Consider the following 21,257-nt stretch of genomic DNA (forward strand, 5'->3'; position numbering starts at 1 on the left):
GTTTTTCTGTTTTTAAGAAATAGACTTGCTCCGTCGGGCAAAACAGGCGCATAATAGGAGAATCGGAGCCGCTGATGGTCAACCGTCAGCCGGTTCCGGAACAGGGGCTGGCGCGCCATGCCCGGCAAAAGGCTTCGGCGAAGCAGCACCGCACGCTCCTACCATGATTTCCGGAGTCGATGCTTCATCGCTGAACTCTGGATGAATCCTGAACCACGCGACATACAGCGCCGGCAGGAACAGCAGCGTCAGCAGCGTGCCGACGATGATGCCGCCCATCATGGCATAGGCCATCGGGCCCCAGAAAATCTCGCGCGCGATCGGAATGAGCGCGAGACTTGCCGCGGCGGCAGTGAGCAGGATCGGCCGCATGCGATGCTCGGTTGCTTCCACCACCGCATCCCAGGCGGGCCTGCCCTCTTTCTTCAGATCCTCGATCTGCACGATCAGGATCACGGAGTTTCGGACCAGGATGCCGATGAGGGCGAGCACGCCGAGGATGGCGACGAAGCCAAGCGGCGCGCCGCTCGGCAGCATGGCCATGACGACGCCGATCAATGCAAGCGGCGCGACCGCGAACACCAGGAACAGGCGTGAGAAGCTTTGCAGCTGCACCATCAGCACCGTGGCCATGACGAACAGCATCAGGGGCACGACCGCGATGATCGGCCCCTGGCTCTTGACGCTTTCCTCGACTGAGCCGCCAATCTTGATCGCGTAGCCCGCGGGCAGCTGCTTGGCAAATTCCGCCACCTTCGGCGCGAGCTGGTCGACGACCGTCTTCGGCTGAACGTTGCTGACCACGGCGGCCTTCAGCGTGATCGTCGGGATTCGCGCGCGACGCCAGATGGTGGGCTGCTCCAGCTCGTAGCGCAGATTGGCGACGGCCCCGAGCGGCACGGATTGGCCGCCGAGCCCGGTCATCTGCAGGTCGCGCAACGTGTCGATCGAGGCGCGCTCCGGCGCGGTCGCGCGTCCCGTGACGTTGACGAGATAGATGCTGTCGCGCACCTGCGTGACCGGCGAGCCTTGGAGCACGGAGTTCAGCGTGGTGGCGATGTCTTCCGAGGTGACGCCGAGCTGGCGCGCCTTGTCCTGGAGCACATCGACCTTGACGACGCGCGCCGGCTCCATCCAGTCGAACACCACATTGCCGAGGTCAGGACTGCTGCTGATGACGCCGGCGAGCTTCTGCGAGAGATTGCGGACCTCGGCGATGTCGGGGCCGCTCAGGCGGTATTGCACCGGACGTCCCACGGGCGGGCCGACCTCGAGCAGCTTGACGTAGGTGTCGGTGCCCGGGAAGGTCTTCCTCAAGTAATCCTCGAACTGCGCCTTAAGACGGTCGCGTGCAGCGATTCCGCCCTTGGTCACGATCACCTGCTGGCCGAACCAGGCGTTGGCGGTCTGCAGATCGAACGACAGCACGAATCGCGGCGCACCGGTGCCGACATAGGTCGACCAATGCTCGACCGAATCGTTGTCCTGCAGCTGCTCGCGTTCGAAGCGCGCCATCTGCGTGTTGGTCTCACTAATCGAAGCGTTCTGCGGCAGGTTCCAATCAATCACGAGCTCGGCGCGGTCCGAGGACGGGAAGAACTGCTGCTGCACGAACTGCAAGCCGAACAAGGCGAGCCCGAAGGCGCCGGCCGTCATCGCGATGGTGCTCCAGCGATGATGCATGCAGAACAGCAGCAGGCGCGCGAATAGCTGCCCCACGCGGCCCTTCTGCTCGTGATGTCCCTTCAGCTTCGCAGGAAGGATGGTGACGCCGAGCAGCGGGGTGAACAACACGGCCACGAGCCACGAGACGATCAGCGAGACCGCGATCACCACGAACAGGGTGAAGGTGAACTCGCCGGCGTTGCTGCTGTTGAGCCCGATCGGGATGAATCCGGCGACGGTGACCAGCGTCCCCGTCAGCATCGGGAACGCGGTGGACGTATAGACGTGGGTTGCCGCCTTTTCGAGGGGATCCCCGATCTCGAGCCGCGCCACCATCATTTCGACCGCGATCATCGCGTCGTCGACCAGGAGGCCGAGCGCGATGATCAGGGCTCCCAGCGAAATGCGTTGCAGCGAGATGCCGCAATAGGCCATCACGACGAAAGTGATCGCGAGCACGAGCGGGATGGCAATCGCCACGACGAGGCCGGCCCGCAAGCCGAGGCTCAGGAAGCTTATGCCGAGCACGATGATCACGGCCTCGAACAGTGCTTCGGTGAAGCCAGAAACCGCATGCTCGACCACGACGGGCTGATCGGCCACGAGGTGGACGCCGACGCCGATCGGCAGGTCGGCGATGATCTTCGTCATCTCCTGCTTCAGCGCTTCGCCGAACTGGAGCAGGTTGGCTCCGGACTTCATGCCGATCGCGAGCGCGATGGCGGGCTCACCGTTGTATCGAAACAGCGTAGACGGCGGATCTGCGTAGCCGCGCGTGACGGTCGCAACATCGGTCAGCGGGAAGAAGCGGTCGTTGATGCGCAAATTGACCGCCTTCAGGCTCGCCTCCGACGTGAACTGGCCATTCACACGGACGCTGATCCGCTCCGGCCCTTCCTGGAACACGCCGGAGGGCGCCACCGCGTTCTGGCCCTGCAGCGAATTCATGATGGCGTGGACGTCGAGGCCGAGGGCGGCGATCTTGCGGGTGGAGAATTCGAGGTAGATGACCTCATCCTGCGCACCGAGAATATCGACCTTGCCGACATCGGGCACGGTCAGCACCTTGGCCCTGATATCCTCGACCTGGTCGCGAAGCTGCCGCTGACTGAGGCCGTCGCTGGTGAAAGCATAGACATTGCCGAAGACGTCGCCGAAGCGGTCGTTGAAGCCGGGTCCGATCACGCCTTGCGGGAAATCGCCCTTGATGTCCGCGATCATGTTGCGGACGCGGACCCAAGTCGGCTTCACGTCCGCCGCCTTGGTCGAATCGCGCAAGTAGACGAAGACGGTGGTCTGGCCCGCGACCGTCACGCTCTTGGTGTAGTCGAGCGATTCGAGCTCCTCCAGCTTCTTCTCGATCCGGTCGGTGACCTGGCGGGTCATCTCCTCCGGCGAGGCGCCCGGCCATTGCGCCTGGATCACCATGGTCTTGATGGTGAAGTCAGGATCTTCCTGCCGTCCCAGCTGGAGATAGGCAAACAGGCCGGCCGCCATGAAGGCGATCATGAAATACCAGACGAGCGAGCGATGGCCGAGCGCCCAGTCGGAGAGGTTGAACGACTTCATGGCTCCTGGTCCTGTTGGATGCGGACGTGCTGTCCGGGCTTGACGCTGTGAACTCCGGCGGTGACGACGCGGGTGCCCGCGGCAAGCCCGCCGGTGACGCGGATGCCCGCCGGTTCGGCGACACCGTCGATCTTCTGCAGCGACACGGTGCCGGCGGGCGGATCGACCACCCAGACGAAATCGCCGCCGTCCCTGGTGAGCACGGCCGATGCGGGCAGGCGCAAGACCTTGCTCTGGTCCTTGCCGGGCTTTGCCGTGACAGTCGCGCCAAGACGGAAGCTTTCGGGCGGATCATCGAGCGCGATCCGGACCCGTCGCAGCCGCGTCACGGCATCGGCTTGCGGCGCAATCTCGCGGATCCTGCCCTCGACCTGAACAGCAGGAAGAAGCTGCAGGCTGACGGTGAACGGAAGACCAACCTCGAGCGGCGCGGTGAGGTCTTCCCCGATATCGACGACCGCCTCCCTGACGTCCGGGCGCGCAACCGTCACCACGGTTTGACCGGGCGAGACCACCTGACCGACTTCCGCACCAACGGCGGTGACGACGCCGCCGAAGTCGGCCTTGATCCGGGCATAGCCGAGCTGCTCGATCGCCTTGGTCAGGCTCGCCTGTTCCTGCGCGACGTTGGCTTCCGCGCCCGCGCGCGCCTGCTCGGCATTGTCGAGCGTCTGCTTGGTGGTCGCATCGCTGGTGATCAGCGTGCGTTGCCGCTCCTCGGTGGCCTTGGCCGTCGCAAGCTGCGCCTCGGCCTTCGCCAGCTGTGCCCTCGCCGCACGAACGGCGAGATCGAGCGCGGTAGGATCGATCGACCCGATGATTTGTCCTTCGCTGACGATGTCGCCAACGTAGACAGGACGCGACGTCAACCGTCCGAGCACACGAAAACCAAGGTTGGTCTTGTAGCGCGGCTCGATCACGCCGACGGCAACCGAACTGGGAGCATTGTTCGGCTCCGCCACCATCGAGAGCACGGGGCGCACGGGCTCCGGCGCGTTCGTGTCCTGCTGACAGCCGGTGAGCAACGTGGCCGCCGCGAGGGTGCCGGCGATCGCGATGAGCTGGCGCTTCATGACCGGCCTCCCTCTTCAGTGACGGACTGGCCGAGGCTCAAAAGCTTGCCGCCGTCGACGACGACGCGCTCGCCGGGGTCGAGGCCGGCCTTGATCAGCACCTGGCCGGCTTCATAAGCGCCGACCGTGACGGGCTTCAGCGACGCGGTCTGCGTTTTCGGATCGACGGTCCAGACCGCAGGCTTCCTGCCTGCCGCCATCAGCGCGCTCCATGGCAAGGCAATCTCGTTCTGCGCTTTCGCCTTGACCGTCCCCGCGACGGCGCTGCCCAGCGTCATCTGAGCCGGCGGGTTCTCGATCGACACTTTGACGCGGATCGTGGAGCTCTTCGGGTCGATGACGGGTGAAATCTCTCTCACCTCGCCCGTCGCTGCCACGTCGGGATCCGAGAGCAGCGCCAGCGTGACGCGCCGGCCGTCGGCCTGGCCGAGGAAGACAGACTCGTAGACCTCGAAGACGGCATCCCGCTCCCCATCCTGTGCAAGCGAAAACACGGGTTGGGCGGCAGGAACGACCTGACCGACCTCGAGACTTCGCGCTGTGATGACGCCATCGGCCTCGGCGCGCAGGACGGTATAGCCCAACGCATCGCGCGCGGTGCCGAGCTGCGCCTTGGCCGCTTCCAGCACGCCCTCCGTCGTTCGTAGTCCCTCCTCGGCCTGGTCGTAAACGGTCCGGGTGGTGAAGCCGCTTGCGATCAGCCCTTTCTGCCGCTCGAACGTAGCTCTCGCCACGCGCAGCTGGGCTTGGGCTGAAGCCACCGCCGCGGTCGCAGCATCGACATCGGCCTGTTGCTCGGCTGGATCGAGCCGGGCCAGGACGTCGCCCCTGTTGACGTGAGCACCAACGTCCACGGCGCGGGCAATCACGCGTCCGCTGACGCGGAACGAAAGATCGGCGCGGAAGCGCGCCTGAACCTCGCCCGTCAAGGTGATGGCGGCTTGCCGGTCGCGCGGCTGCACGATCATGGTCCGGACCAGCGCGGCGCGCATGGCGGTCGGCGCCGCGTGATCGTTGCAGCCGTTGAGGGCAAGGCCGACGAGTGCGGTAGCCAGGACCAGCGCCTTCGCACATCGCCTTTGACGGATCGGATTGGACCACTGATTTGTCATGACGCGTCCATTGGATGAGAAAGCGACAACAGGGCGCCAAGCGCATCTGGGGAGCGCAGGGAACGGAGGGCCGCGGCATTTGAACCGGCGGCTCTCGTGCGGCGCGGAGCCCTCATCTGGCGCGTTGCGATTGACCAGTTCGCCCCCCGTTCGCGTTCCGTCAGCGGGAACGAGAGGACAATCGAGGTGAATTCGGCGCCGAAACCCTGCTCGATCCGGCCGCCGAGCGCCCGCGCGATATCCCTCACGATTCGCAATTCGCGGTCGGAAGTCTCCCGCGCGGAACGCCAGCCGTTGTCCAGGATCACGCAGTTCACCAGCGCGCCGTTGCGCGTCAGCTTGATCCTGATCTGCCCGGCGGGGGCGTCGAAGCAGGCGTGTCTTGCCGCGTGCATCACGAGCTCATGAACGATCAACCCCAGGTGCCAGCAGCGCTCCGGCTGAAGCGCGAGGGATTGGGTCGCGAGGGCCAGAGGAATGTTCATTCGGTCCAGAACCGCGCGGCGCATGCCACAGCCCAGTTTGCGAATGTAGCTCGCGGCTTGGATCAGCGTTTCACCCGCCGGCATGGCCAACGCACGATGCACATCGGCATAGCCATGCAGCAGCTCGACGACATCGCGGAGCGCACACTTGGCTTCCGTCCCCTCGACCCGGATGGCCGCGGCGGAGACAAGATCGATGGCGAAGGCAACACCGTTGGTAACCCTGCGGTTCAGCTCTCGGAGCAGCACGCCTTCCTGCAAGGCGGTCGGGGTTGGACTTAAGGCAGTCATTGACATTCTCCTCATTCCGATCGGGATCGACCCAAAACGTGTGCGCTCCCGACCGGAGCGCCCGCGAAGCTCGCGAAAGCAAAATCCGCGAATTAATAAACTATACCGTATATTTTCTTTTTCTTGCCTTTCTTCTCTGAGCATGTCAAGTGGGAAAGCGAAGCGCACAGACTCGTGATTTCGGAGATCAAAAATGAAGAAGACGAAGCGAGGCAGACCGCCCAAGGATCTCGCTGGCGACGCACAGGCGCGCATTCTCGATGCGGCCCAACAGCTGTTTCTGGAGAAGGGCTACCGCAGCGCCAGCATCGACGACATTTCCGAGCTCGCCCCTGCGAGCAAGCCGACGATCTACGCGCATTTCCCCGGCAAGGAAGCGCTGTTCGCGGCGGTGGTTGCCCGCACCATCGACGGATTGACGGACTTCGAGGGCTTCTCGCCCGAGGGCCGCACCATCGAGGATAAGTTGATGAGCCTCGGCACCGCCATCGTCGAGAGAGTGGTCGAGGAATCCTTGGGCATGGTGCGCGCCACCATCGCCGAGTCGCAGCGATTCCCCCAACTTAGCCGCAACGTTCACGACGCCGCGCGCGATCGCTCCCTGGCCGCGGTGTCCCAGCTTTTGGACGATGCCACGCAGAAGCTCACTCGCACCCCGAGGGGGCCCTTCAGCGCGAAGCGAAGCCGGGCGACAGCTCAGATCTTCCTGGACCTCATCCTGCTGCCGATGCTGTTTCGCTCGCTCGTCGGTGAAACCCCGAAAGACCTGAAGAAGGAGCTTCCGGGCTTCGTACGCGAGCGCGTCGGCTTTTTCCTGGCAGCCTGCGAGACCGACTGGCCGCACTAGCGCTACGGCTGAGAGTCGTTGGCTGACGTTTCACTGCGCCGGAATGTTCATCAGCTCGCGGCGGCAGGCCTCGCCGAAATCGCGCAACGGATCCATCTCCTCGATGAATTTGGGGAGATCTACGAAGGTGCGATTTGGCGACAGATATGTTTCGATGATCAGGTGCCCGGCTCGCTCGGCGGCCTGGACAACCTCGGTGCTCGACAAGATCCGCATGCGTCCGACCAGCGTATAGAGGCTGACCAGTTGCGGGATTTCGGCCTGATCGTTGACCAGGGCCTCGGCATAGAGCCGTGATGCCTCCTCGATGAAGCTATGGTACAATTGTTCGCGCCTTGAGAACGAGCGGGCATGATGAAGCTCGCGACGCCTTCGGCGTCCACTGAACCATCCACTGACGATGGTCGAGAGCGCGCCGAATGCAGAGCCGCCGAACGCAGCCAGGGCCGGTATATACACCGTGGTCATAAGATCGCTCCTGTCTCCTGTCGCAGTGCGATTGTGGCTCAAGGCAGCGCCTCGTCACATCACGCCGCAACATCGCTCCTTATCTGCCCCTGGCCGAGCCGGTGGCGGCATGATCGAACACCGCTTTGCACGCCTCGCTCAGATTCGATTTCCTCTGCCGCAAACAGACCTCCACTCCCGCGGGGTCGGGAATGTAGGCACTGCAAAGACGAAAAGCGTCGGGCGTACAGGCCGCCCGCTGCTCCGCTGTGCCCCGGTTCTCCTGGGCTGATGCTGCCGCGCTCCCGAGCGCGACCACGACCGCTGCGAACAGCACCTGCGTCCACTTCCTCATGTCATATCCTTTCTCTTTCGGTTGGCCGAGGCGGAGCCTCGCCGTCTTGATCCCGCACACGCGCTTGTGACGCACTGGTCTTGACTCCGGCCAGGGCGCGTGATTTATATGAACTATACGGTGTATTTTATTAAGGAGACGCGGAATGTCAACACTGCTGTTTGCATTGATGCGCGAAAATCCGTTGCCCGGCCTCGCCGCTGCATCGCTGAACGTGATTGTCGCGTTGTGCCTCGTGGCACTGAGCCTGCTGCTTGGCATCACGATCGCGATGATCGCGTGGGCACATTCCCTCGCCACGCGCGAGCCCGCCCCGGTTCGACTGCAGCGGAGGACGGTCGCATGACGCCGGTTCTGCTGATTGCCCGCGGCTGCATCATCTACTGGGTCAACGTCTGGATCGCGCCGGTCGAATGCGTGTTCGACGCGATCGAGACCGAGCTCGCCCGCAGAGGCGTTGCGCCTGCGGATTTCGACCGCCTGTCGCAGGCGGCGTGAGATGGCGAGCATCCTGACATGCTGAACTTCGTCGAAGTCTTTGACGTAATGGAGGTGAATCCATCCAGCGGAGAGACCGTGTGGACCGGCGTCACCGGAACAAGGGCGGCGCTGGAGCGCGACGGCTTCATGATCCATCCGAAAGCCGGCGCCTATTGTCCGGCGGAGTGGCTCGACAAGGGCGGCTATCTCGACGCCAAGCTCGCGCGCCGGCACCCGCGCCCCTGGAGTATCTGACGATGAGGCGGAGTCCCATCGTTGCCGGGAGCGAGGCGCTATGAGTCGGCGATCCGCGATGTTCATGCGGGCGAGGCAGCCGCTCGATAGCGCCCTCCCCTTGCGCGGCTACTTCCTTTGGGTGGGTGGCGTGCTGGTCTGTTTGCTTTGGGTGGCGAACTGGGTCCTGCCGGCGCAACTGCCGGGTCAGTCCTCCGAGCCAGATCCCGCGCGGCCTCAGATCCGCATCCACTCCGACGTGAGGGTGCCGGAGCGCGTCGTGATCGATACCCATCAGTCGCCGCCTGCGCTCTCCGACAAGGAGATCGTCGTCGCTCACGCGCCCATCGCAAGCGATTGACCAACCAGACCGAGAGATCCGATGTCGAAGCACCATCTGTTTGCCCTGATCATGTGGTCCGCGACGCTCGCCGCGACCGCAGCCGTTGCCGATGTCCAAGCTCCCGCGGATGTGGGCACCCGAACCGCCACTACGCAAAGTGAAGCAGAAGAGGCCGCTATCCGCCGCGTTCTCGCGGAATTCCGCACCACACGCATCCCGCTCAGCCGGGCCATGGCGATCGCCGAACGCCTGCACGACGGCTCGAAGACCGCCGACATCAGCTTCGAGATCGACGGCCCGCCCATTTACCGCGTTCGCACGATCCGGAATGAGCGCGTGTGGGAGAACACCATCGACGCAAATACCGGAAGCATCACGGGCAAGGAGATAACCTCGTCGCTGAAGGAGCTCGATCGGGAGGACCTCGCCAACATCCTTGCCCTGAAATGGATCAAGCAGGAATTGGCGGATGCCGTGCAGGTCGCCGAGAGGGCGGCGGCGGGCAGCGCGCTGGCCGGCGGTTTGATGCGACAGGACGGCAAGCTCAATTTCGTCATCGTCGTCGCCGCCGGGGATCATCTGAAGGAAGTGATGCTCGAACCGCCGAAAGTCGGCAAGCAAAACTCGGCTCGTCCCTAGCACGAGGATCAAGACCAGTGCGCGAACTCACCGTGAACTTTCAGCCTCGATCAGTGCTCTCAACCGCATGGCGGGTGCCGAAATGTCGAGGCAAACGAGCGGTGATGATAGGGCAAGGACCTTTCCCTATCTGCCGGCCTGAAGGTTGCGACATCGGACGACAAGGAAAGGTTGAGCCAAGTCAACGCGAGCGAGGCGGCGCTCGGGGATCATCTCAATTCGAACAGTCAAAGGAGACCGTCATGGCGGAGCAAAGCAGCGTGCATTTCTACCTGAATTGGGCCAAGGAACGCATCGACGAGATGGATGCCGCACTCGCCTCGTTTGAAGTCAAGGCCGGAGAAGCCAAGGCCGAATCCAAAGTCAAGGCCGAGCAGATCATCGCCGACTTGAAGAAGCGCCGAGACGAATTCCAGGTTCAGCTCAAGGCGCAAGCCGAAGCTGGCGAAGCGGCTTGGGCGCGCAACAGGACGGAGTTCGAGAAGCAGTGGAATGGCTTCGAAGCACAGATGAAGACGTATTTCGAAAGCACCGGCAAGCAGATCGAGCAGCAGCAAGCGACCTTCAAGGACATTGCCGCCGCGCAGGGAAAGGCCTGGCGCGAGGCCGCCGACAAGTTCCGCGAGGCGGCCGGCAGGGTCGCCGCAGCGCATGCGGGCGACCTGGAAGCCGCCCTCAAGCAGATGAAATCCGATGCGTCCCAGGCCGAAGCGCAACTGCAGAAGCTCAAGCAGGCCGGCAGCGAGTCCTGGTCCGTGCTGAGCGCAGCGCTCGCGGAATCCCGCAAGGCGTTCGATCAAGCCAATCAGGCAGCCTGGAATGCACTGAAGGGCTCCGGTTCGAAGAGCTGAGCGCCGTCTGGTTTGCGGTCGGGGTCCGGAGAGAACCAATCCAACTCTCCTGACCCCTCAGGTCCTCTTGCTCCACGCCGCCGCGCTCGCCGGACGTGCCTTTTATGCATTAACGCCGCGCGGCTATCAGTCAAAACAAAAACCGACCCGCATCAGCAGGACCTTGAAATGGTGGCCCCAGGGGCCCGAACCTGGGGCCGGTCTATTGAGAGGCAATCGCCTTGCTGGCTTCAGGCAAGCCCGGGAACTTTCGGGGGCAAGTGATCCATCGCCCCCTGCCATACGTTCCAGACGCGAGAAGCTGCTTGTCGAGCCACCATGGTCGCTGCTATCCGAGCTTTAACTGTGCCAATCCGCGCCAGGGCCGGCGTGCCTCGCGGAATTGTCGCGCGGCTGTCGACCAGTGCGAGCAAAGGGCCGAAGGCGAAGGTGGACTGGGCTGATTTGATCGGACGCGTCGCCTCTTCGGGCGACAAGGAGGCATTCAAAGGCCTATTCGAGCATTTCGCGCCTCGCATCAAGGCATTGATGCTGAAGGCCGGATGCAACGCCGACGAGGCCGAGGAGATCGCCCAGAGCACGTTGATCGCCGTGTGGCGGAAGGCGAGCCAATTCGATCCGTCGACGTCAGGGGCCGCGGCCTGGATCTTCACGATCGCGCGGAACTTGCGGATCGACATGTTCCGCAGCAAGGCGCGGGCAGACCGCGTGCGGGGCGTTGCCGAGCTGCCGGATACGCCCGATCCCGCAGAACCGGTCGATGCGGTCCTTTCGCGCGTTCAGGATGCTGCCCGGATCACGTCGGCCATCGAGCTATTGTCGGCGGAGCAGTCCAGGGTGGTGAGGCTGTCCTTCATCGAGGAAAGGCCGCATCCGGAAATCGCTGCCCTGCTCGGAATTCCGTTGGGAACGGTGAAGTCGCGCATCAGGCTGGCAATGAACCGCCTGAGAGAGCTATTGGACGAAGAAGCATGACCATCAGCCATCATCCGCCGGAAGATCTTCTGGCCGACTTTGCCGCCGGCAGGCTGGAAGAGGCCCACCATCTGGTCGTGGGGGTGCATGTCGCAGAATGCGCAGGGTGCGCCCGGTTCGTGCGCGCGATGGAGCAGCTTGCGGGCTTGGCACTCGAGGAGGTCGCTCCGGTGCCGGTGGCATCGGATGCATTCGAGCGCGTGCTGGCCCGGATCGACGACGCGCCCAAACCGAGAGCTGCGCCGCCCTCGACCGAGACGTTCGGAATGGTGCGAGACGTTCCACCGGCGCTTCGAAACTACAGGGTCGGTAAGCCAAGGCGCGTTGCGCCAGGTCTGAGCATGCGGCCGATCGAGCTGTCCGGCGCGGGCAAGGCGCGGGCCTTCCTGCTGAGGTCCGCGCCGGGCACGCGCATGCTCGAACACACGCACACCGGCACCGAGTTGACGCTCGTGCTGGAAGGCAGCTTCAGCCACGAGGGCGGCCGTTTTGGTCCTGGCGATTTCGACTATGGCGACGACGAGGTCGATCATCGCCCGATCGTCGGCGACGAAGGCCCGTGCCTCTGCCTGGTTGCGATGACAGGTGATCTGCGCATCAACGGTCTGCTTGGCCGGCTGATCGGGCCGTTCGTGAGGCTTTAGATCCCTCTTCAGTCCTTCTTTCCCGGGGTGATCCAACCGCGATCCCCCAGCGTTTCAAAGCCGAACGCAAGGGAGACGGGACATGGCCTGCTCACGTCGGGCAACACAGCCACAGAGCGACGGATTGCCCGAACTGCTCGCGCGTGTGTCACGCGGGGACGCACGCGCTTTCTCGGCGCTGCACATGATAACGCGCGGCAGACTGCGCAGGACCGCGCTCGCCGTCGGCGTACCGCCGCACGATATCGAAGACGTCCTGCAAGAGAGCTATCTGAAGATCTGGCGCAACGCCTCCCGGTTCAATGCCGAGCGCGCTCCGGCGATGGCATGGATTTCCGCGATCGTGCGCAATACCGCGATCGATCATCTGCGCGTCAGAAGATTGCCGACTGACGCGTTCGATGAGGCGCTGTCGATTGCGGCCGCCGAGAATCCATCAGCGAGCGACGAGCTCGACTACGCCCGCGCCGAACCCATCGCCTTTGGCGCACTGGCTCGTTTGCCGGAAGATCGCCGCGCGCTGGTGGCGCTCGCCTATCTCGAAGGCGAGAGCCGAGCCAATCTGTCACGGCGCTTCGGCGTGCCGGTGGGGACGATAAAGACCTGGCTGCACCGGGCTCTCCTGACAGTCCGCAAGGACTGCCTCGCCGCATCCGGCACCGCCTGATGGTGAGGGAAACCCCGGCCTTGACCGCCGAGATCATCGAATTTCCACTGCGCAGGCACGACGACAGCCTTGTGTCCGCGGTCATCAGGCTCGAGGAGATCGTGCGAGAGATCGAACGCATTGCGGTCGAGCAGCCTGCGGATGGCTTGCATCACCTGCTCACCGTGATGGAGCATTTGGGCGACAGGCTGGTCGAAACGTCATCGCTATTGCTGGACCACGACGCCAACGGCCGAATGCAGACAGCCTTCACGTTGCTATGCGAGAAGATCGCGGAAACCAGGGAGGCATTGGGTGAGCTTGGGAAACCTCTGCATCCATGACGATGCCGGCGGCAGCCCACCGACGGCAGTGTGAAAGCGGGCGTGTCCCGAAAAAAGGCCCCGCTGCACGGGGCCTTTGTCTTGTCGAGACCGACGGAGAGCTAGCGCCGCGCTCCGGCGCCGTAAAGCTCGCGCTCACGCCCGATATCCTCGGGAGACAACGGCGGGCTCGCGGCATCGAAATCGGTCCAGCCGGACTTCTGCCAAGCCGAACTGCGCTGCTGGAGGTCAACGGACCGCTCATGGAGAAGGGCATCGAGACGGGTGCGATCGGTGTCGGGCACCTTCGCGGTGACGAGCGTGCCACCGCGGCGAACGCCTTCCGCGTAGCGCGAAGCGTCTTCCTTCGAGACGCCGGCTTGGGTGAGTGCGCCGACGATACCGCCTGTGGCAGCGCCAGCGGCCGCACCGGCAGCCGTGGAGGCGAGCCATCCCGCAGCCACGACCGGACCGAGACCCGGAATGGCCAGGAGACCCAAGCCAGCGAGAAGGCCCGCCGCGCCGCCGATGCCGGCGCCGATGCCGGCACCCGCACCGGCACCTTCAGCACGATCGTCGACGCCGTCGCGGTCACGGTCGACTTTACCGCTCCGTGATCCGTACCAATTGTCGGAATTGTTGGCGACGATGCTGATGTCGGAGTGCGGCACGCCGGCGCTCTCGAGCCGGGTGACGGCCCGCTCGGCGTCGGAATAGTTGTCGTAGAGACGAGAGATGGTGGTCGTCATGATATCCGCTCCTTATTTCGTGGAATTGACGTTGCCCTGGAAGTCAACGCTGACGTCGGTCTTGGTGCCGGCCTTGTCGGCCTTGCCGCGCCAGACGCCTTGGTTGTCCTTCTGCAGGCCGGAGACGTTGGAATATCCCGCCTCCTCGATCCGCGATTTCGCCTGGCCCTCGGTGAAGCTGTTGCGGCCCGCGACGGGAGCGTTCGCATTGTTCTTATCGGAGCTGTTGATGGCATTGTTGCCAGGCCCGCTTTGCGCCGGCTGCGACTGGGCGCCCGCGGGCGCCGACGCGAGCAGCAACAGGGTTGCGGCCAGCAAAGTTATACGTGACATTTCTTTGTCTCCTGCAAGTGATTGTGCCGGCGACAACAAGCAGGATTCGAATTGGTTGCTAGTGCGCAGAGACGCGGAATGCCGCATCACCCTGTGATCGGCGATTATTTGCCGAATATTCTGATTGCCTTCCGAACCCAAAGGCCGCACTCGACGGCGTGCGCGGTCGATTGACGAAGGCCGCTCAAGCCGGATCCGGTCCTCTTCACCGGCCTTCACCCGAGGCAATGCTTTCGCTGTGAGTCAGGGCTGCAGGAGGGAGAGCAGTCTTTGGCGGTCTTGATCGCGCAGGCGCTGGCGTTCACGCAGCCTTTCCAGTTCCCTTTCAGGGCCGGAAGTATTCTGACCTTCCCGTTTCAAGTCGAGAACCAGCCGCTCCTGTTCTGCCAGTTGGCGCTCTCCTGCAACCACCTCTCGCTCAACTCGGCTCAGTTCGTCATAGATCGAAGCTCTGTCCATCGAACGATCCTCGGTGATGGATCAACCCGATCCGCGTTTCGTCGTTCCTCTGGTTTTTGCCAGTTCTTCCCAATAGCTGTCATTCGCTCGTAGCCTAAAGCCAATAACACACAGCCGGTCTTGCATCTCGACGCCTAACAATTTCCGCGCACAAGCTGCAACGCACATCCCAACCAAAAATCACCCAATGAAGCTGCCAGCCTCCAGACGCGGTGGCGACCCCGAAACGAGGAGAATTCGGCAATGCAGGATTTCGTGGTTATTGATCCGACGGGAGTATTGTGGCGCATCGGGCAAACTATCGCAGACGCGCATCAAAAAACCTCTGGATGACTGCGGCTTACCTTGCAGGCCAGAAGCAGACATCAAATGAGGAAAGGTGCAGGGCCTCGGTCGGAGTCCCTGGAGGTGTCTCGCCGCCCCTCTTAGGTACGAGCAACGAGACGCGCCTTCGCCTCGTACGTGAAGGCACGCGGTCGTTTTGGAAACCTCGTGCCGGGAGGCCGCGACGGGTCCGCTGTGGATTTAGTCTTTCTGCTTCTCGCCTGCGCTTTTTCCATCCGAGCTTTTGGAGCGCTCCTCGAAACGATCAGCGCCCTTAGCCAGATCGTGCCCCATCTTGCTCTCGTTTTTTGCTTCTTCCTTGGAAGCTGCTTGGCGCAAGCCTTCTGCGGCCCGCTCTCCCGCTTTTGATGATTTTCGCTCGTCGTTCATTGTGTCCTCCCTGATCAATGCGCTTTCCAGGAACTGCCGGTCCTCAGCTTGAGGTGGACCAACGTGCCAATCAGATGGCCCAAATATCGTTCCAAGTTCCACGGTGCTCTCAACCGGAACGCGTCGATCTCAGCCACCGTTTGGCGAAGGAGTCCTTGAGTCATCGGCACGAGCTCTCAGTTGAGAAACCCCCGGCGCACGCCTTCAGCATCCCCAACTGTTCACTTTGGAACACTCGCGAAGGCCCAGCTGTCCGAGCTACGCGGTCGCCATACGTCACGGCCGGGTCGGGTCACCACGCAAGTCGTTCCTTAACCGCTACTTCCTATTGTCTTTCGATTGAGCATTGGGGGAAGGCATGGCTGCAAGGTGCTTGGGATGTGCAAATGGAACCGAATTACGGTTCGCCTTCAAAATGGCTTTCCAGCCGATCGTCGAGGTCGCGCAGGATCGAATTTGGGGTTACGAAGCACTCGTGCGCGGTCCGAATGGGGAGAGTGCGCACAGCGTTCTGAGTCAGCTGACCGATGATCAACTTTATCGGTTCGATCAGGCTGCTCGCGTGATGGCGATCGAGACGGCGGGAAAGCTGTTTCACGACCCGGCGGCACGGCTTTCCATCAACTTCATGCCGAACGCCGTCTATGAGCCGCGGGCGTGCATCCAGAAATCGCTTGAGGCAGCCAAAAGAGCCAACTTCCCTCCTCACAACTTGATGTTCGAATTCACCGAGAACGAGCGGATGAAGGATCCCGCACACGTGGAAAACATCGTTGCCAGTTACAAGAAGCTCGGATTTTTGACGGCGCTGGACGACTTTGGGGCAGGCTACGCGGGGCTGAACCTTCTTGCGCGCTTACAACCCGATCTGATCAAGATTGACATGGAGCTTCTCAGAGACATCCACCTCAGTTCGTCCAAGCAGGTGATCGTGTCTGGTATCGCGTCGATCGCTCGGCAGCTTGGGATCACAATACTTGCGGAGGGCGTTGAAAGCGAGGCTGAACTGACCGTGTTAAGGGCTGCGGGGATCACGCTCTTCCAGGGCTACTACTTCGCGAGGCCAGCGTTCATGTCTCTGCCTGCCATCGCGAACCTGGGTGGACGGCTCGCCTCCGGTTGAAGCCACGAGAGAGAGAGGCACCTCCAACGCCAGCTTTCTCGCAAATGGCGCGATTCATCTAGTTGAGCAGAAGAAGCGAGAGATTCAGCAGCATCGCGAACGCGACCCAGCCGGCATAGGGCAGGAAAAGCAACGCCGCCAGCCGGTCTGCGCTCCACTGCCGCCGGACGAATGCGACGATGGCGACGAACATCGCAATGATCACGCCGAGTGCGATGTCCATGCGATGAAGCGAAAAGAAGATCGGCGACCAGGCGAAGTTCAGGATCATCTGAACGATCCATATCTTCATGGCGGCGCCGCGCGGCCCTGCCTCGAAAGTGCGATATCCCGCGACGGCAATGAGCAGGAACAGGATGGTCCAAACCGGGGCGAAGACGGCATCCGGCGGATTGAAGGGCGGTTTGGTCAGTGCGGCATACCAGGCCCCGGGCCGATTGAGCACACCGATCAGAAGCCCCGCGGCGGGAACGAGACAGAGAAACGCGGCGCGGTGATACCAATTCCCGCTCTTGCGGCCTTGCTCCATCGGCGGCTTGGTTGTGGCGCTCATGATCAGGACGTCATCCTTTGAACGACGAGAAAGCCGGTCCAGGCGCTGACGCCGGCGAGAACCGATCCCCAGCAGATGTCCGCCACCGACAAGCCGGTCGACCAGCTTCGCAGCGTTGCTTGATTGGTCAGATCGTAGGTCGCGTAGGTGAAGCAGCCCAGCAGCGCACCGGAAGCGAACGCGCGCAGCGCGCCACCGTCCTGCTGCGCGGGCAGCACGGCGAACCAGATCAGCCCGAGCGGATAAGCCAGATAGAACACCGCGGCAGCGGCCAGATTGGGTTCGGACCGCAGCATGTCGCCGAGCACCGGCCGATAGAGCCTTTCGACCATGGTCCTGAGCCAGATCATGTCGAGACCGAGGAAGGTAATCGCGACCGTGAGATACGTGAAGACCAGATTCATACGGCGTTCCCTTCCGCGCTCTCAGTCGCCAGCCTGACGAGGGTTTAACGGCCCGCAGGTCGAAACGGATCACCCCACCCGGCGCATTCGCTCTTGCCGCTCGCCAGCATATCGCCTGGCCTCGCGGCGCGGAATCAATGCAGCCGCTGTCCGGGCGGCCACGGGAAGAACGCGCTGGTTCTGGCCTGGTACGCGCGATAGCGCTCGCCTCGCGAACGCAGCATCTGTTCCTCGAGCGGCGGGATGCCGGTCACCTTCACGAGGATCCAGTACATGATGGCTGGCGCGGCGATGCTGGCCCACCCCCAGGGGTATTGAGGCGACAGCGCAATGACAGGGTAGGCCAGCCATCCCAGCCACTCGAAGAAATAGTTCGGATGGCGTGACCAGCGCCAGACCCCGGTATCGCAAATCAGACCGCCTTCGGGATGCGAGCGCTTGAAGCGACGCAATTGCTCGTCAGCGATGGCCTCGCCGACCACTGCTGCCAGCATGATGATCGCTCCGGCATAGTCCTGCAGTCCCAGGCCCGGGCCCGGAGCGTGCGCGGCGAGAAAAATGGAAAACGGCAGCGGGACCGAAGCCAGCGCCTGGGATTGCAGGAAAAAGAACATCCGGCGTGGCGCTGCGGAGCCCCATTCGCGCGCATAGTTCGCATAACGCGGATCATCGAGACCTGCGGCGGAACGACGCGCAATGTGCGTCCCCAGTCTTGCCGACCAGCACAGTACCAGCCCTGCCACGAGAACCCGGCGAGCCGACGACCCATCGTCGAGAGGCCATAGGGCGACAACGGCGCCGACCAAACCGACCGAATAGGACCAGATGGCGTCCACCCAGCCGGAATTGCCCGTGCGCTGTTGGACGATCCAGGCCAGCGCCATCAACGCGGAAAGAGCCAGAGCAATGCCGGCCACGGTCTGAAAGTACGGGACAAGCATCCTTCACCGGCGCTGTTTTCCGTTGATACGTCTAACCTATGCACCGGTTTCATCGTCGGCTCCAAGCCAGCCCGAGGGGCACGGTGATCCAAGCTGCGTCCGCCAGCGTTCCATTCACGGCCTGCAGACGGAATGCCGATCGATGACGCCCGGCCGCGCCAGACGGCTTTGACGCCGGGACGTTTCATTACGGCTTTGGGCCGACAATATTGCAATGGGGGCAGTTGAAAGATGCGCTTGGCAGTGATCGGGACGGGGATTGCGGGCAATGCGGCTGCCTGGCTCCTGTCGAAGCGCTACGCTGTGACGGTGTACGAACGCGAGCTGCGACCGGGCGGGCATAGTCATACCGTTCGGATCGACTATGATGGCGAAGCCATCGACGTCGACGTCGGCTTCATCGTGTTCAACGAGCTGAATTACCCCGAGCTGACATCCCTGTTCACGCATCTGGGGGTGAAGACCGTCGAGACGTGCATGAGCTTTGCGATGTCCGCCGATCGCGGCCGCTTCGAATGGCGCGGGGGCGGCGCAGGCATCTTGCAAACGGCACGCGGTCTGTTCGCCCAACCGAGCAACCTCGCCTCGCCGTCACACTTTCGCATGCTGGCCGAAGTCGTGCGATTCAACAGGCAGAGCGTCGCCGACTTGCGCGCCGGCCGGCTCGAGAAGATGACGCTCGGCGAATATCTGCAAAAGGAATCGTTTGGCGCGCACCTGTTCTCCAGATATCTCGGACCGATGGGGGCCGCCATCTGGTCGTCCACGCCGGCGGATATTCTGTCGTTTCCCGCGGAGAACTTCGTCAGCTTCTTCGACAATCACAGGCTCCTGCACCTGGGCCGCCCGCGCTGGCTCACCGTCGAGGGTGGCAGCCGGCGCTATGTCGACAAGCTTACCGCTATGTTCAAGGACGTGATCCGGCTAGGCTGTGCCGTCACTTCAGTCGCCCGAACGGAGCATGGCGTGACGATCCGCGACAGTCATGGCGGCGTGGAAAGCTACGATGCGGTCGTGATGGCCTGCCACAGCGACCAGGCCCTGGCGGCGCTCACCGACGCGAACGCGGCGGAGAAGTCCATTCTCGGCGCAATCCGCTACAGCCCCAACGCCGTCTATCTGCATCGCGATCCAAGTCTGATGCCAAAGCGCCGCCAGGCATGGGCTTCCTGGAACTTCCTGCAATGGCCGCGGCAAACACCCGTCGAGAACGACGTCGCCGTGACCTATTGGATGAACCGGCTGCAGGGCATCGACGATCGCAAGCCGCTGTTCGTCAGCCTCAACCCGCCGCGAGAGCCGGCCGCCGACCTGACTTTTGCAAAATTCAGCTTCGCTCACCCGCTCTACGATATGGCTGCATTCGCAGCCCAACGACGGCTGCCTGCAATTCAAGGCCGTCGCCGAACATGGTTCTGTGGAGCGTGGACGGGGTACGGCTTCCACGAAGACGGTCTGCGGTCCGGGATCCGGATAGCAGAGGCCATGGGCTGCGAGCCGCCCTGGCGCCAGTCCATGTCAGTGCTGGCGCAAGCAGCCGAGTAGCGTCGATGTTCGGGTCGAGACCGCCCAGAGACAGAGATCCACCCGCTCCGGTCGTGCTCTACAGGGGAAAGGTGATGCACGCGCGCTGGCGGCCGGTGCAGCATAGGTTCAGCTACGAGGTGATGAACCTTCTCATCGATTTGGACCGACTGGACGAGGCGGATCGGCAGTCGCGCTTGTTCGCCGTCAATCGCGCCGCGATCTTCAGCTTCCACGAGCGCGATCACGGCGACCGCAAAGGCGCGAAGCTGAGCCACTACGTGCGGCAGCTGGCAGCCGAGCGCGGCATCGACCTGTCCGGAGGCCGGGTTCTGCTTCTGTGCTATCCGCGGGTGCTGGGCTACGTGTTCAACCCGCTCTCGATCTACTTTTGCTATCGCGCGTCCGGCGAGCTCACGTTGTTGATCTACGAGGTGCGCAACACCTTCGGAGAGATGCATTCCTACGTCCTGCCGGTGCAAGAGGCGCCCGGTGAACGGGCGATACGTCAGACCCAGGCCAAGCAGTTCTACGTCTCGCCTTTCATGGAGATGGAGATGCATTACCGCTTCAGCATCTCCCCGCCGGCGCGCCATGTGCGGGTCAGGATCCTGCAGAGCAACGAACAGGGTGTCATGTTTGCGGCCGCCTTTTTCGGACGGCGGCGTCGGCTGACCGGCCCCCGTCTCCTGGCGGCATTCTTCGGTCTGCCCTTTCTTACCATCAAGGTGATCGCCGCGATCCATTGGGAGGCGCTGCGGCTTTGGATCAAAGGCGTTCCCTACGTGAGCCGGTCGAAACAGCCTGCAATTTGAAACCATGGATCTCGTTCGAGAGCTGAATTCAAGGCGAGCAAGCTCCCCCCTCACTCCTCCCAGATGACCTTGGCGCAGTTGCCGCATTGGTGGACGCGCACGGCCCGCGCGGATCGCGGATCGACGATCTCGGCTCTGAAGATCGCCGGCATCCTGCAATCGTCGCAGGAGGGAGGCGGCCTGACTCTTGTGCTCGGCGGGGTCGACATCAGCATGGACAGGAGCATGCCGGTGATTCGGCTCCGCCGCTATGTCATGGGTTAGTGTCGATGCCGCTCAGGCTACGTCGACGATCAGTGCCGCCGCCGTCAAGATCATGATCACCGCCGTGAGACCGTGCATGCCCAACGCGCTCTTGATCGAGCCTTTCGCGGCAAGAATGACCAGCATGTCGCCGAGGGGGATGACCGCTTCGACCAAGAGCACGATGCCGACCGCCGAGGGCGTACCCCACATCATCAGCGCCAGCACGGTCAAGCCGGAGGCGATGTCGCGCACCCCCTTGAGACGCAGCCACCCCGCGATGTTGTCCGCTTCCCCGGGAAGGGGCAAGCCGAAGCTCTGCGTCGCCGTCAACGGGCGCGCAACATAGAGAGTACCGATCGCGATGATCGCGAGGGCCAAGACCGATCCAATTCCGAGCGCGAACACATGCATGATGAT

28 protein-coding genes are annotated in these 21,257 nt (G+C 63.0%); 15 read left to right on the top strand and 13 right to left on the bottom strand.

Annotation, left to right across the window (positions count from 1 at the left end):
- Window positions 1-78: 78 nt before the first annotated feature.
- Genes IF809_RS29120 through IF809_RS29135 form a run of 4 tightly spaced genes read right to left on the bottom strand, consistent with a single transcriptional unit; the run spans window position 79 to window position 6,195 of the window.
- Window positions 79-3,234, bottom strand: coding sequence for an efflux RND transporter permease subunit (locus IF809_RS29120; RefSeq protein WP_462839269.1), 3,156 nt, complete (start codon window positions 3,232-3,234; stop codon window positions 79-81).
- On the bottom strand, window positions 3,231-4,307 hold the full coding sequence (locus IF809_RS29125; protein ID WP_462839270.1) for an efflux RND transporter periplasmic adaptor subunit: 1,077 nt from the start codon (window positions 4,305-4,307) through the stop codon (window positions 3,231-3,233). Before IF809_RS29125 ends, IF809_RS29120 begins: the two co-directional genes overlap by 4 nt.
- Window positions 4,304-5,419, bottom strand: a complete 1,116-nt coding sequence (locus IF809_RS29130; RefSeq protein ID WP_462839271.1) for an efflux RND transporter periplasmic adaptor subunit — start codon at window positions 5,417-5,419, stop codon at window positions 4,304-4,306. The genes IF809_RS29125 and IF809_RS29130 overlap by 4 nt, the downstream gene beginning before the upstream one ends.
- Window positions 5,416-6,195 carry a sensor histidine kinase family protein gene (locus IF809_RS29135; RefSeq protein WP_462839272.1) on the bottom strand — a complete coding sequence of 260 codons (780 nt, stop codon included), beginning with the start codon at window positions 6,193-6,195 and terminating at the stop codon, window positions 5,416-5,418. The genes IF809_RS29130 and IF809_RS29135 overlap by 4 nt, the downstream gene beginning before the upstream one ends.
- A gap of 193 nt (window positions 6,196-6,388) precedes the next feature.
- Between IF809_RS29135 and IF809_RS29140 the strand changes: the two genes are divergently transcribed.
- Complete coding sequence (locus IF809_RS29140; RefSeq protein WP_128963768.1) at window positions 6,389-7,042, top strand: TetR/AcrR family transcriptional regulator; 654 nt, start codon at window positions 6,389-6,391, stop codon at window positions 7,040-7,042.
- 30 nt (window positions 7,043-7,072) lie between these two features.
- Here the strand turns inward: IF809_RS29140 and IF809_RS29145 are convergent, their stop codons facing one another.
- A complete protein-coding gene (locus IF809_RS29145; RefSeq protein ID WP_128963767.1) occupies window positions 7,073-7,552 on the bottom strand; it encodes a hypothetical protein in 480 nt (159 codons plus the stop codon).
- A 437-nt stretch (window positions 7,553-7,989) separates the two neighbouring features.
- On the opposite strand from IF809_RS29145, the gene IF809_RS29150 reads away from it, so the two are divergent.
- The 10 genes from IF809_RS29150 (at window position 7,990) to IF809_RS29195 (ending at window position 13,000) form a co-directional block, all read left to right on the top strand.
- Window positions 7,990-8,190 (top strand): hypothetical protein, encoded by a 201-nt coding sequence (locus IF809_RS29150; protein ID WP_128963765.1) that lies wholly within the window; start codon window positions 7,990-7,992, stop codon window positions 8,188-8,190.
- Window positions 8,187-8,342, top strand: coding sequence for a hypothetical protein (locus IF809_RS29155; RefSeq protein ID WP_462839273.1), 156 nt, complete (start codon window positions 8,187-8,189; stop codon window positions 8,340-8,342). The genes IF809_RS29150 and IF809_RS29155 overlap by 4 nt, the downstream gene beginning before the upstream one ends.
- Window positions 8,343-8,360: 18 nt before the next feature.
- Window positions 8,361-8,579 (top strand): hypothetical protein, encoded by a 219-nt coding sequence (locus IF809_RS29160; RefSeq protein ID WP_244659443.1) that lies wholly within the window; start codon window positions 8,361-8,363, stop codon window positions 8,577-8,579.
- A gap of 40 nt (window positions 8,580-8,619) precedes the next feature.
- On the top strand, window positions 8,620-8,919 hold the full coding sequence (locus IF809_RS29165) for a hypothetical protein (protein WP_453981612.1): 300 nt from the start codon (window positions 8,620-8,622) through the stop codon (window positions 8,917-8,919).
- 51 nt (window positions 8,920-8,970) lie between these two features.
- Window positions 8,971-9,540, top strand: coding sequence for a PepSY domain-containing protein (locus IF809_RS29170; protein WP_244659442.1), 570 nt, complete (start codon window positions 8,971-8,973; stop codon window positions 9,538-9,540).
- Window positions 9,541-9,557: 17 nt separating this feature from the next.
- The gene (locus IF809_RS29175) at window positions 9,558-10,391 is read left to right on the top strand and encodes a sll1863 family stress response protein (protein ID WP_462839274.1); all 834 of its coding nucleotides are present in this window, start codon (window positions 9,558-9,560) and stop codon (window positions 10,389-10,391) included.
- A 429-nt stretch (window positions 10,392-10,820) separates the two neighbouring features.
- Window positions 10,821-11,366 (top strand): sigma-70 family RNA polymerase sigma factor, encoded by a 546-nt coding sequence (locus IF809_RS29180; protein ID WP_462839285.1) that lies wholly within the window; start codon window positions 10,821-10,823, stop codon window positions 11,364-11,366.
- Window positions 11,363-12,010 carry a ChrR family anti-sigma-E factor gene (locus IF809_RS29185; RefSeq protein WP_462839275.1) on the top strand — a complete coding sequence of 216 codons (648 nt, stop codon included), beginning with the start codon at window positions 11,363-11,365 and terminating at the stop codon, window positions 12,008-12,010. The genes IF809_RS29180 and IF809_RS29185 overlap by 4 nt, the downstream gene beginning before the upstream one ends.
- An 82-nt stretch (window positions 12,011-12,092) precedes the next feature.
- The gene (locus tag IF809_RS29190) at window positions 12,093-12,677 is read left to right on the top strand and encodes an RNA polymerase sigma factor (protein WP_128963760.1); all 585 of its coding nucleotides are present in this window, start codon (window positions 12,093-12,095) and stop codon (window positions 12,675-12,677) included.
- A 20-nt stretch (window positions 12,678-12,697) separates the two neighbouring features.
- Complete coding sequence (locus IF809_RS29195) at window positions 12,698-13,000, top strand: hypothetical protein (protein ID WP_462839276.1); 303 nt, start codon at window positions 12,698-12,700, stop codon at window positions 12,998-13,000.
- Between the two features lie 101 nt (window positions 13,001-13,101).
- Here IF809_RS29195 and IF809_RS29200 read toward each other — a convergent pair whose 3' ends face one another.
- The 4 genes from IF809_RS29200 to IF809_RS29215 form a co-directional block, all read right to left on the bottom strand.
- Complete coding sequence (locus IF809_RS29200; protein ID WP_462839277.1) at window positions 13,102-13,728, bottom strand: hypothetical protein; 627 nt, start codon at window positions 13,726-13,728, stop codon at window positions 13,102-13,104.
- 12 nt (window positions 13,729-13,740) lie between these two features.
- A complete protein-coding gene (locus tag IF809_RS29205; protein WP_462839278.1) occupies window positions 13,741-14,061 on the bottom strand; it encodes a hypothetical protein in 321 nt (106 codons plus the stop codon).
- A gap of 243 nt (window positions 14,062-14,304) precedes the next feature.
- Window positions 14,305-14,520 (bottom strand): hypothetical protein, encoded by a 216-nt coding sequence (locus tag IF809_RS29210; protein ID WP_128963756.1) that lies wholly within the window; start codon window positions 14,518-14,520, stop codon window positions 14,305-14,307.
- Window positions 14,521-15,045: 525 nt separating this feature from the next.
- On the bottom strand, window positions 15,046-15,234 hold the full coding sequence (locus IF809_RS29215) for a hypothetical protein (RefSeq protein ID WP_128963755.1): 189 nt from the start codon (window positions 15,232-15,234) through the stop codon (window positions 15,046-15,048).
- A 358-nt stretch (window positions 15,235-15,592) separates the two neighbouring features.
- Between IF809_RS29215 and IF809_RS29220 the strand changes: the two genes are divergently transcribed.
- Window positions 15,593-16,357, top strand: a complete 765-nt coding sequence (locus IF809_RS29220) for an EAL domain-containing protein (protein ID WP_128963754.1) — start codon at window positions 15,593-15,595, stop codon at window positions 16,355-16,357.
- A 58-nt stretch (window positions 16,358-16,415) separates the two neighbouring features.
- Here IF809_RS29220 and IF809_RS29225 read toward each other — a convergent pair whose 3' ends face one another.
- From IF809_RS29225 to IF809_RS29235, 3 genes are all read right to left on the bottom strand, one after another.
- The gene (locus tag IF809_RS29225; RefSeq protein ID WP_462839279.1) at window positions 16,416-16,910 is read right to left on the bottom strand and encodes a TspO/MBR family protein; all 495 of its coding nucleotides are present in this window, start codon (window positions 16,908-16,910) and stop codon (window positions 16,416-16,418) included.
- Between the two features lie 2 nt (window positions 16,911-16,912).
- Window positions 16,913-17,314, bottom strand: coding sequence for a DUF2177 family protein (locus IF809_RS29230; protein ID WP_462839280.1), 402 nt, complete (start codon window positions 17,312-17,314; stop codon window positions 16,913-16,915).
- Window positions 17,315-17,448: 134 nt separating this feature from the next.
- On the bottom strand, window positions 17,449-18,255 hold the full coding sequence (locus IF809_RS29235; protein ID WP_462839281.1) for a DUF1295 domain-containing protein: 807 nt from the start codon (window positions 18,253-18,255) through the stop codon (window positions 17,449-17,451).
- Window positions 18,256-18,486: 231 nt separating this feature from the next.
- Between IF809_RS29235 and IF809_RS29240 the strand changes: the two genes are divergently transcribed.
- The 3 genes from IF809_RS29240 (at window position 18,487) to IF809_RS29250 (ending at window position 20,858) form a co-directional block, all read left to right on the top strand.
- A complete protein-coding gene (locus IF809_RS29240) occupies window positions 18,487-19,800 on the top strand; it encodes an NAD(P)/FAD-dependent oxidoreductase (RefSeq protein WP_462839282.1) in 1,314 nt (437 codons plus the stop codon).
- A 5-nt stretch (window positions 19,801-19,805) separates the two neighbouring features.
- Window positions 19,806-20,594: a DUF1365 domain-containing protein gene (locus IF809_RS29245; protein WP_462839283.1), complete on the top strand. Its 789-nt coding sequence runs from the start codon at window positions 19,806-19,808 to the stop codon at window positions 20,592-20,594.
- Between the two features lie 69 nt (window positions 20,595-20,663).
- Window positions 20,664-20,858 carry a hypothetical protein gene (locus IF809_RS29250; RefSeq protein WP_462839284.1) on the top strand — a complete coding sequence of 65 codons (195 nt, stop codon included), beginning with the start codon at window positions 20,664-20,666 and terminating at the stop codon, window positions 20,856-20,858.
- A 12-nt stretch (window positions 20,859-20,870) separates the two neighbouring features.
- Here the strand turns inward: IF809_RS29250 and IF809_RS29255 are convergent, their stop codons facing one another.
- Window positions 20,871-21,251: a DUF4267 domain-containing protein gene (locus IF809_RS29255; protein ID WP_453994587.1), complete on the bottom strand. Its 381-nt coding sequence runs from the start codon at window positions 21,249-21,251 to the stop codon at window positions 20,871-20,873.
- Window positions 21,252-21,257: the final 6 nt, after the last annotated feature.

It is taken from the genome of Bradyrhizobium sp. UFLA06-24 (assembly GCF_054967145.1).

Coding starts and splice junctions, on each gene's coding strand:
- IF809_RS29120 (WP_462839269.1), bottom strand. CDS start 3,234: ATGAAGTCGTTCAACCTCTCCGACTGGGCGCTCGGCCATCGCTCGCTC.
- IF809_RS29125 (WP_462839270.1), bottom strand. CDS start 4,307: ATGAAGCGCCAGCTCATCGCGATCGCCGGCACCCTCGCGGCGGCCACG.
- IF809_RS29130 (WP_462839271.1), bottom strand. CDS start 5,419: ATGACAAATCAGTGGTCCAATCCGATCCGTCAAAGGCGATGTGCGAAG.
- IF809_RS29135 (WP_462839272.1), bottom strand. CDS start 6,195: ATGACTGCCTTAAGTCCAACCCCGACCGCCTTGCAGGAAGGCGTGCTG.
- IF809_RS29140 (WP_128963768.1), top strand. CDS start 6,389: ATGAAGAAGACGAAGCGAGGCAGACCGCCCAAGGATCTCGCTGGCGAC.
- IF809_RS29150 (WP_128963765.1), top strand. CDS start 7,990: ATGTCAACACTGCTGTTTGCATTGATGCGCGAAAATCCGTTGCCCGGC.
- IF809_RS29155 (WP_462839273.1), top strand. CDS start 8,187: ATGACGCCGGTTCTGCTGATTGCCCGCGGCTGCATCATCTACTGGGTC.
- IF809_RS29160 (WP_244659443.1), top strand. CDS start 8,361: ATGCTGAACTTCGTCGAAGTCTTTGACGTAATGGAGGTGAATCCATCC.
- IF809_RS29165 (WP_453981612.1), top strand. CDS start 8,620: ATGAGTCGGCGATCCGCGATGTTCATGCGGGCGAGGCAGCCGCTCGAT.
- IF809_RS29170 (WP_244659442.1), top strand. CDS start 8,971: ATGTGGTCCGCGACGCTCGCCGCGACCGCAGCCGTTGCCGATGTCCAA.
- IF809_RS29185 (WP_462839275.1), top strand. CDS start 11,363: ATGACCATCAGCCATCATCCGCCGGAAGATCTTCTGGCCGACTTTGCC.
- IF809_RS29190 (WP_128963760.1), top strand. CDS start 12,093: ATGGCCTGCTCACGTCGGGCAACACAGCCACAGAGCGACGGATTGCCC.
- IF809_RS29200 (WP_462839277.1), bottom strand. CDS start 13,728: ATGACGACCACCATCTCTCGTCTCTACGACAACTATTCCGACGCCGAG.
- IF809_RS29205 (WP_462839278.1), bottom strand. CDS start 14,061: ATGTCACGTATAACTTTGCTGGCCGCAACCCTGTTGCTGCTCGCGTCG.
- IF809_RS29210 (WP_128963756.1), bottom strand. CDS start 14,520: ATGGACAGAGCTTCGATCTATGACGAACTGAGCCGAGTTGAGCGAGAG.
- IF809_RS29215 (WP_128963755.1), bottom strand. CDS start 15,234: ATGAACGACGAGCGAAAATCATCAAAAGCGGGAGAGCGGGCCGCAGAA.
- IF809_RS29220 (WP_128963754.1), top strand. CDS start 15,593: ATGGCTGCAAGGTGCTTGGGATGTGCAAATGGAACCGAATTACGGTTC.
- IF809_RS29225 (WP_462839279.1), bottom strand. CDS start 16,910: ATGAGCGCCACAACCAAGCCGCCGATGGAGCAAGGCCGCAAGAGCGGG.
- IF809_RS29230 (WP_462839280.1), bottom strand. CDS start 17,314: ATGAATCTGGTCTTCACGTATCTCACGGTCGCGATTACCTTCCTCGGT.
- IF809_RS29235 (WP_462839281.1), bottom strand. CDS start 18,255: ATGCTTGTCCCGTACTTTCAGACCGTGGCCGGCATTGCTCTGGCTCTT.
- IF809_RS29240 (WP_462839282.1), top strand. CDS start 18,487: ATGCGCTTGGCAGTGATCGGGACGGGGATTGCGGGCAATGCGGCTGCC.
- IF809_RS29245 (WP_462839283.1), top strand. CDS start 19,806: ATGTTCGGGTCGAGACCGCCCAGAGACAGAGATCCACCCGCTCCGGTC.
- IF809_RS29255 (WP_453994587.1), bottom strand. CDS start 21,251: ATGCATGTGTTCGCGCTCGGAATTGGATCGGTCTTGGCCCTCGCGATC.